Genomic DNA, 7,638 nt, shown 5'->3' on the forward strand with positions numbered 1-7,638 from the left:
GCCCGGCCGGTGCCCTGGCTGCCCGAGCTGACCTGGCTGCTGCACGGCGTGGCGGTCGCTGTCGCGCTGGCGTACGCGGTCACCGGCCTGCTGCGCGCCGCCACGGTGCCGCCGGCCGCCGCCGCGGGCGCGACGTTGCTGCTCGCCGCCCTGGTCGCGCTGGCCGGGACGCTCGTGCTGCGCCGGCCACCGCTGCCGGACGTGGGCGCCGGCATCCTCACGCTGGCGGTCATCGGCGCGCTCGGCCGGGTCGCCTCGGTGGCCCTGCCCGGCCGGTCCCTGCTGCTCATCTCCGCCGTCATCGCGCTGACCGGGCTCGCCGTCCGGGCCGTACCGGAGACGGCCCGGCGTGGGCCGCAGATCGCCTCCGCGGTGGCGCTCACGGTCAGCGGCCTGGTGGTCGCCGGTGGCGCGCTGCGCGCCGGGCTGGCCCCGGTCCGGGCCGCCTTGCCGGCGTGGTCGGCGGATCTGAGCGGATGGCACGCCGAGCTGGCCCGGGCGGTCGGCCCGACCGGCTGGCAGCTCGCGGCCAGCGCGTTGCTGCTCACGATCGCCGCCGTGATCGCGCTGCCGGCCGAGATCCGGCGCGAGTTCGCGGTGGTCGGCGCGGCTCTCACCGCGCTCGCCGTACCCGCGTCGCTCGGTCTGGGCTGGGCGGCGGCCTGCTGGCCGATGCTGCTCACAGCGGTAGCGGTCGGCGTGCTCGGGCTGACCGCGCGTACCGAACGGTCCGCTGTGGCGCACGCGGTGACGGCGGCCGGGCTGGGCCTGATCGGCGCCGGCGCTTCGCTCGCCCGCCCGGCGCTCACCGCCGCCGCGCTGACGGTGCTGTTCCTGGCCGGGGCGCTGGTGTCCCTCGCCCCGCGGGTCCGGCTCGCCGCCGCCGCGACGGAGACGGTCTGCTCCTGGGCCGCTGGTGGCGCGGCGTTCGCCCTGCCCGGTGCCGTCGCCGCGTTCGTGGCGGCCACGGTGCCGACGCCGCCGGTCGCCACGCCGGCGAACCTGCGCGAGATCACCGTGCCGATCCTCGCGGCGAGCTTCCTCGCCGTCTGCGTCACGCTCGGCTATGCCGCTCTGGTGCAGGTGGCGCAGCGGCACCTGAGCATGCCGCACGCGCTCGGTACGGTGCTCGGCGCGGTGGCGGTCGCCGCCGCCGCGTTCGGTGCGCCGGGCGCGACCTCGGCCGACGCCTGGGTGGGCAGCCTGCTCCTGGTCGCCGCCGCGCTGCTGGCGCTCGCCCCGCGCATCGACGCCGGACGCCGCGCGGACATGTCCCTCGACGGGTCCGACCTGGCGCTCGCCGCCACCACAGTGGCGCTCGTCGCCACGCTGGCCCGGATCGCCGCGGTGCTCGCCCCCGGCGGTCAGCTCGTGGTGGCCTCCGCGCTGGTGCTGCTGGTGGCGGTGGCCGCCCGCGCGCTGCCCGAGGAGTGGCGGCGTGGCCCGATCCTCGGCATCGCCGCCGGTGGCACGCTGATCGGCCTGATCGCCGCCTGGAGCGCGTTGCGCGGCGGACTCGGCGTGCTGGCCACCCCCGGTCCGATCTGGGCCGGTGACCTGACCGGCTGGCCGGCCGCGCCGACCGGCGGATCGACCTGGCAGGCCCCGGTGGCGCTGGCGCTGCTGGGGGTGACCGCGGCGATCCTGCTGCCGCCGCCGTGGAAGTACGACGTCTCCGGTCTGGCCGCCGTGCTCGCCACTGTGGGCGCCCCGGCCGCGTTCGACCTGCCCTGGTGGTCTCCGGTGCTGGTCGGCTGCATGGTGGCCACCGTCTACGGCATGTCGGCCGCCGCGTCGGCCGATCCCCGGGCCGCGCTGTCCCGGGCCACGGTGGCCGGGGTGGTGGCGCTGCACGCCGCCGGTGCCGGGCTGGTACGGCCGTGGACCACCGCGCTGGCGCTGTGCAGCATCGCGCTGATCGGCGCCACGGTGGCCGCCGTGGCCCGGGTGGTCGCGCCGTCGTTCGTGGACGACGTCCGCACCGAGGGCATGCCGCCGCACCTGGTGCAGGTGGGCGGCGCTGGTGCCGGAGCCGCACTGCTCGCGCTGCCCGGCGCGGTGGCCGCGCTGGCGGTCGAGTACGGCCGTCCGCCGCAGGTGGTGCTCACCGCCGCGCTCGCCGCCGCCAGCATCGGTCTGGCCGCGATCGCGGCGGTACGCCGGCAGGTGCCGCAATATCTCCCGTACGCCAGCGTCGCGGTCGTCGGCGCGGCCACCGTGACGGCCGCCGCGGCGCTCGCGGTCGGCCTGCCGGCGGGCGTGTTCGCCGCCGCCGCCGCGCTGCTCGGTGTGCTCGCCGAGCTGATCCGGGCGGCCACCGTCCCGCCAGCCGGTTCGGGCCGGCCGGTACGCCGCTGGACCGTGCTGCTCAACGGGGCGCTCCGGCGCGCCCCGGACGATCCCGAGCTGCGCTGGCGGGTCAGCCCGGCCGCCGGTGCGCTCGCCGCCGCGGCGCTGCCCACCGCGCTGGCCCTGGCCACCCTGGCGCCCTCGCTCGTGGTGGCGCTGTTCTCGCCGTTCGCGGTGCTGCGCCGGGTGTGGCAGGGGCCGCCACCGGAGCTGCTGACCCCGCCGCCGGATGCGGTCGACCCCACGCATGTGCTCACCGCGTTGCTGCTGACGGTGACCGCGGCGCTCGCCGCCACCGGCTTCAGCGGCGGCCGGCGGTCCCGGGCGGTGCCGGTGGTCCTGCCCGGGGCGGCGATCACGCTGCTGATCACGCCGGTGGCGCTCGGCAAGGGCTGGCCGGTGACCGCGCTGGCCGCGCTGGCGGTGTTCACCATCTCGATGCTCGGGCTGGCGCTGACCCCGCCGCCGGCGATCGCCGAGCCGGGCCGGTCGATCCGGGTGGCCCGGGTGCTGGTCTTCGCGCTCGGGCTGGCCGCCGGTGGCGCCGGTCTGGCCGGCAGTCTCGCCACGAGCGACCTGACCGTGTTCACGCTCGGCGGGGCGGTCGGCGTGGGCGCCGTCGCCGCGTTGTTCGGCACCACCCAGCGGGCGCGCATCCTGGGCTGGTTGTTCGGTTCGGTGATGGCTCAGCTGTTCGTGCTCACGATCGGTCTGAAGTCCGGGCTGGCTGCCGTCTGGTCCGCGTTCGGGGTGCTCGCCGTCGGCGCGGCGTTGCAGGTGTTCGCCGCCACGCTGCCGAGGCTGCGCCGTCCCGAGGCGTATCGGGAGGCGGCCACGGTCGAGTGGAGCGGCTACGGGGCGGCGCTCATCGCGCTGGCGCTGGCGTACGACTCGCCCCGGCACATCGCCGCGCTGCTGGCCGCCTGGGGCGCGGTCCTCGGGGTGGCGGCGAGCCGTCCGGGACGCCGCCCGATGGAACGCAACCTGCTGTTCTGGGCGGTGGTGGCCTGCGAGATCAGCGCCTGGTGGATCCTGATGCGGGTGGCCGACGTGGCGTTGCCGGAGGCGTACACGTTGCCGTTCGCCGCGCTCGCCCTGCTGGTCGGCGTCCTGCAACTGCGGCACCGGCCCGACCTGTCGAGCTGGGTGGCGTACGGGCCGGCGCTGGTCACCGCGTTCCTGCCCACACTGGCGATCGTGATCGCTACCGAATCGAGCATGCTGCGCCAGGTGCTGCTGCTGCTCGGCGCCGTCGCGGTGCTGATCTTCGGCTCGACCAGCCGGCAGCAGGCGCCGGTGATCGTCGGGGCGACGGTGACCGCTGTCGCGGCCGTGCACGCGCTGTTCAGCCTCGGCCCGTGGCTGGTGCTGATCCCGGTCGGCATCGTGCTGCTGGTGCTGGGCGCGAGCAACGAGCGCCGCCGCCGTGCCCAGGAACGCCTCCAGACCGCCCTGCGCGGCATGCGGTGAGCCGGCCGGTCACGCTGAGCGACCAGGCAACTCGGGAACAGAGAGTGACGATACGGTCAGATCAGGGAGGCGCGCAGCGCGGCGTCCTTCTCCGCGACCAGGTCCTCCAGGCTCGACTGGTAGGCGGCCATCCGGTCGCGCAGCACCGGGTCGGAGGCGCCCAGGATGCGTACCGCGAGCAGGCCGGCGTTGCGGGCGTTGCCGATCGACACGGTGGCGACCGGCACGCCGGCCGGCATCTGCACGATGGACAGCAACGAGTCCATGCCGTCCAGGTACTTCAGCGGCACCGGGACGCCGATCACCGGCAGCGGGGTGACCGAGGCGACCATGCCGGGCAGGTGAGCCGCCCCGCCCGCGCCCGCGATGATCACCTGGATGCCGCGGTCCGCGGCGGCCCGGCCGTACTCGATCATCTTGACCGGGGTGCGGTGCGCCGAGACCACGCCCACCTCGTACGGCACGCCGAACTCGTCGAGCGCCTCGGCGGCGGCCTTCATCACCGGCCAGTCCGAGTCGCTGCCCATGATCAGCCCGACGGTGCTCATGCCTGCCCCTCCTGGAGCCAGCGGGCGGCACGCGCGGCCCGGGCCCGTACGTCGTCAAGGTCGTCGCCGAGCACCGTGACGTGCCCGATCTTGCGGCCCGGGCGGACCTGCTTGCCGTACAGGTGGACCTTGGCCCCGGGCTCGGCGGCGAACAGGTGGTGCAGCCGCTCGTCGATGGAGATGCCGCCCGGCTCGCCGCCGAGCACGTTCGCCATCACCACGACCGGCGCGGTCAGCGAGGTGTCCCCCATCGGGTAGTCGAGCACCGCCCGCAGGTGCTGCTCGAACTGCGAGGTCCGGGCGCCCTCGATGGTCCAGTGCCCGGAGTTGTGCGGCCGCATCGCCAGCTCGTTCACGACCAGCCCGGACGGCGTGTCGAACAGCTCCACCGCGAGCAGGCCGACCACGCCGAGCGCGGTCGCCAGGTCGATGGCGAGCTGCTGCGCGGCCACGGCCTGCTCCTCCGGCAGGTCGGGCGCGGGGGCCAGCACCTCGACGCAGATGCCGTCGCGCTGCACCGTCTCCACCACCGGGTACGCGGCGACCTGCCCGAACGGCGACCGGGCCACCTGCACGGCCAGTTCCCGGCGCAGCGCCACCCGCTCCTCGACCAGCAGTGGGGTGCCACCGGCGAGCAGCGTGGCGGCCAGCTCACCGGCCTGGCCGGCGTCGTCGACCATCCAGACGCCGCGCCCGTCGTAGCCGCCCCGGGCGGCCTTGAGCACCACCGGCCAGCCGGTCTCCTCGCCGAAGGCGATCAGGTCGGCCGGGGACTCCACCGGACGCCACGCCGGGTTCGGCGCGCCCAGCTCACCGAGCCGTTCCCGCATCACCCGCTTGTCCTGCGCGTGCACCAGCGCCTCGGCCGGCGGGAACAGCTTCACGCCCTCGTCGGTCAGGGTACGGATGTGCTCGTTGGGGACGTGCTCGTGGTCGAAGGTGACCACGTCGCAGCCCTTGGCGAACGTCCGCAGCGCGGCCAGGTCGGTGTGGTCGCCGTACTGGACGTCGGCGGCGACGAGCGCGGCGCCGTCGTCCGGGGCTTGCGCCAGCACGCGCAGCGACTGGCCGAGAGCGATGGCGGCCTGGTGGGTCATCCGGGCGAGCTGGCCGCCACCCACCATGCCCACGACGGGGAGACCGGTACGGGAGTCCATAGCGCCGCCAGCCTATAAGGGCCGGTGCCGGGCCGGACCGTGAGGGCGGCCCGGCCCTGTTCCGCTCAGCCGAGCTGCGCGACCAGCTCCTCGACGCCGGTCACCGGCCGCTGGCAGACGAAGCCCCGGCAGACGTACGCGGCGGGCTTCCCGTCGACGAACGGCCGCCCGGCCAGCAGCGGCACGCCGGGCTGGTCCGGGGCGCCGGCCACCACCACCGCGCCGGGCGGGGCGTGGCGCCGCGCCGCGGCCACCAGCGGGTCGCCCTCCGGGTCGCCGGTCGCCACCGCGATCTCGTACGGCCCGGACAGCAGCGCCTCGCCGACGGTTGCCGCGTATCCGGTGAACCGGGCGTGCCGGTCGACGATCGGCGCGACAGTCGTCAGCGTCTTCTCGGCCGCCTCGCGGTAGCGGGTCTCCCCGGTCAGCGCCGCGTACGCCACGAGCGCCGCCACGATCGCCGACCGGCCCGACGGGGTCGCGTTGTCGGTCGGGTCGGCCGGCCGCGTGACGAGGCGCTCGGCGTCGTCGGCGGTGTCGTAGAAGGCACCGTCCGGGCCGGCGAACCGGGCCAGCGCCACGTCGAGCAGCTCACCGGCCAGCGTCAGCCACCGCCCCTCGCCGGTGAGCTGGTGCATCGCGCAGAACGCCTCGGCGACGCAGCCGTAGTCCTCCAGCACCCCGGCCGGCTGACCCACGGCCTTGTCCCGGGAGACCCGCCGGAGCCGGCCGTCCACGAGATGCACGGTGGCCAGGTGCTCGGCGGCGTCCCGCATCGCACCGTCGGAGACGATCAGGACGCCGTCCATCAGGTTCGCGTCCTCGTCGTCGGGCGACACGAGCAGTGCGGCGACCTGCTGGAACTCCGCGATGGCGGTGATCGCGAGCCCGTTCCAGGCGGCCACCACCTTGTCGTCGCGGGCCGGCTGGGGGCGGGTGTCGCGGGCGGCCAGCAGCCGGCCCACCACGTCCTGCCAGCGGGCCCGCACCTCGGGGTCGGCGTCGTCGACGTCCCGGGCCAGCCGCAGCACGCTGGTGCCGTGCTCGAACGTGCCGTCGGCGGTGACCTCGAACAGGTCCGCGGCGAACCGGCCGTCGTCGGCACCCAGCACCTCGACGAGCTGGTCGGGCGTCCAGACGTACGTGAGCCCCTCGACGCCCTCGGTGTCCGCGTCGAGCGCGGAGGCGAAGCCCTCACCGGCCCGGTGCAGCTCGTCGGCGAGGAAGCGGGCGGTGTCCCGGGCCACCCGGCGGGCCAGCCGGTCACCGGTGAGCCGCCAGAGCTGGGTGTAGACCCGCAGCAGCAGCGCGTTGTCGTAGAGCATCTTCTCGAAGTGCGGCACCGTCCAGTGGCCGTCCACCGAGTAGCGGGCGAAACCGCCGGCGAGTTGGTCGTTGAGGCCGCCGCGGGCCATCGCCTCGCAGGTGTGCCGGACGATCTCCAGGCTGCGCGCCGAGCCGGTGCGCTGGTGGTGCCGGAGCAGGAAGAGCAGGTTCATGTGCGGCGGGAACTTCGGCGCGCCGCCGAAACCGCCGTTCGTCTCGTCGTACTCCCGGGCGAGCTGGCTCGCGGCGGCGTCGAGCAGGTCGGCGGTGAGCGGGGCGGTGACGCCGCCGACCGCCTGCGCGCCGCCGATCGCCTCGACCACGGCGGCGCCCTGCCGCAGCACCGCCTCGCGCTGGTCGCGCCAGGCGGTGGCGACCGAGCCGAGCAGACGGATGAAGTTGGCGCGGGGGAAGTACGTGCCGCAGAAGAACGGGGTGCCGTCCGGCGTGGCGAAGACGGTCATCGGCCATCCGCCCTGCCCGGTCATCGCCTGGGTGGCGGTCATGTAGACCGCGTCGACGTCGGGACGCTCCTCGCGGTCGACCTTGACGCAGACGAAGTCGTCGTTCATCAGCCGCGCCACTGCCTCGTTCTCGAACGACTCGTGGGCCATCACGTGGCACCAGTGGCAGGCCGCGTAGCCGACCGAGATCAGCACCGGCACGTCGCGCCGTTTCGCCTCGGCGAACGCCTCGTCGCACCAGGGCCACCAGTCGACCGGGTTGTCGGCGTGCTGGAGCAGGTAGGGCGACGTGGCCTCGGCGAGTCGGTTCACCACCCGACCTTA

General features: G+C 75.5%; 4 protein-coding genes. 1 reads left to right on the forward strand and 3 read right to left on the reverse strand.

Annotation, left to right across the window (positions count from 1 at the left end; genetic code table 11):
• Window positions 1–3,819 (forward strand): SCO7613 C-terminal domain-containing membrane protein (locus ACPCK6_RS28810; protein WP_423482776.1); only part of this gene is annotated, 3,819 nt, incomplete at its 5' end.
• Window positions 3,820–3,875: 56 nt separating this feature from the next.
• On the opposite strand, the gene purE is transcribed toward ACPCK6_RS28810, so the two are convergent.
• The 3 genes from purE to ACPCK6_RS28825 all read right to left on the reverse strand — a co-directional run bounded on the left by purE (window position 3,876) and on the right by ACPCK6_RS28825 (window position 7,626).
• Window positions 3,876–4,367 (reverse strand): 5-(carboxyamino)imidazole ribonucleotide mutase, encoded by a 492-nt coding sequence (gene purE / locus ACPCK6_RS28815; RefSeq protein ID WP_423482777.1) that lies wholly within the window; start codon window positions 4,365–4,367, stop codon window positions 3,876–3,878.
• Window positions 4,364–5,524 carry a 5-(carboxyamino)imidazole ribonucleotide synthase gene (locus ACPCK6_RS28820; protein WP_423482778.1) on the reverse strand — a complete coding sequence of 387 codons (1,161 nt, stop codon included), beginning with the start codon at window positions 5,522–5,524 and terminating at the stop codon, window positions 4,364–4,366. The genes purE and ACPCK6_RS28820 overlap by 4 nt, the downstream gene beginning before the upstream one ends.
• A gap of 65 nt (window positions 5,525–5,589) precedes the next feature.
• Entirely contained in the window at window positions 5,590–7,626 is a 2,037-nt protein-coding gene (locus ACPCK6_RS28825) for a thioredoxin domain-containing protein (protein WP_423482779.1), read from the reverse strand.
• Between the last annotated feature and the right edge of the window lie 12 nt (window positions 7,627–7,638).

Origin of the sequence: Micromonospora sp. AB353, assembly GCF_049538395.1 — a bacterium.
Lineage (GTDB): Bacteria > Actinomycetota > Actinomycetes > Mycobacteriales > Micromonosporaceae > Micromonospora > Micromonospora aurantiaca.

What these genes read in the sequence shown, in the direction of transcription:
- purE (WP_423482777.1), bottom strand. Translation starts at nt 4,367, where the DNA reads ATGAGCACCGTCGGGCTGATCATGGGCAGCGACTCGGACTGGCCGGTG.
- ACPCK6_RS28820 (WP_423482778.1), bottom strand. Translation starts at nt 5,524, where the DNA reads ATGGACTCCCGTACCGGTCTCCCCGTCGTGGGCATGGTGGGTGGCGGC.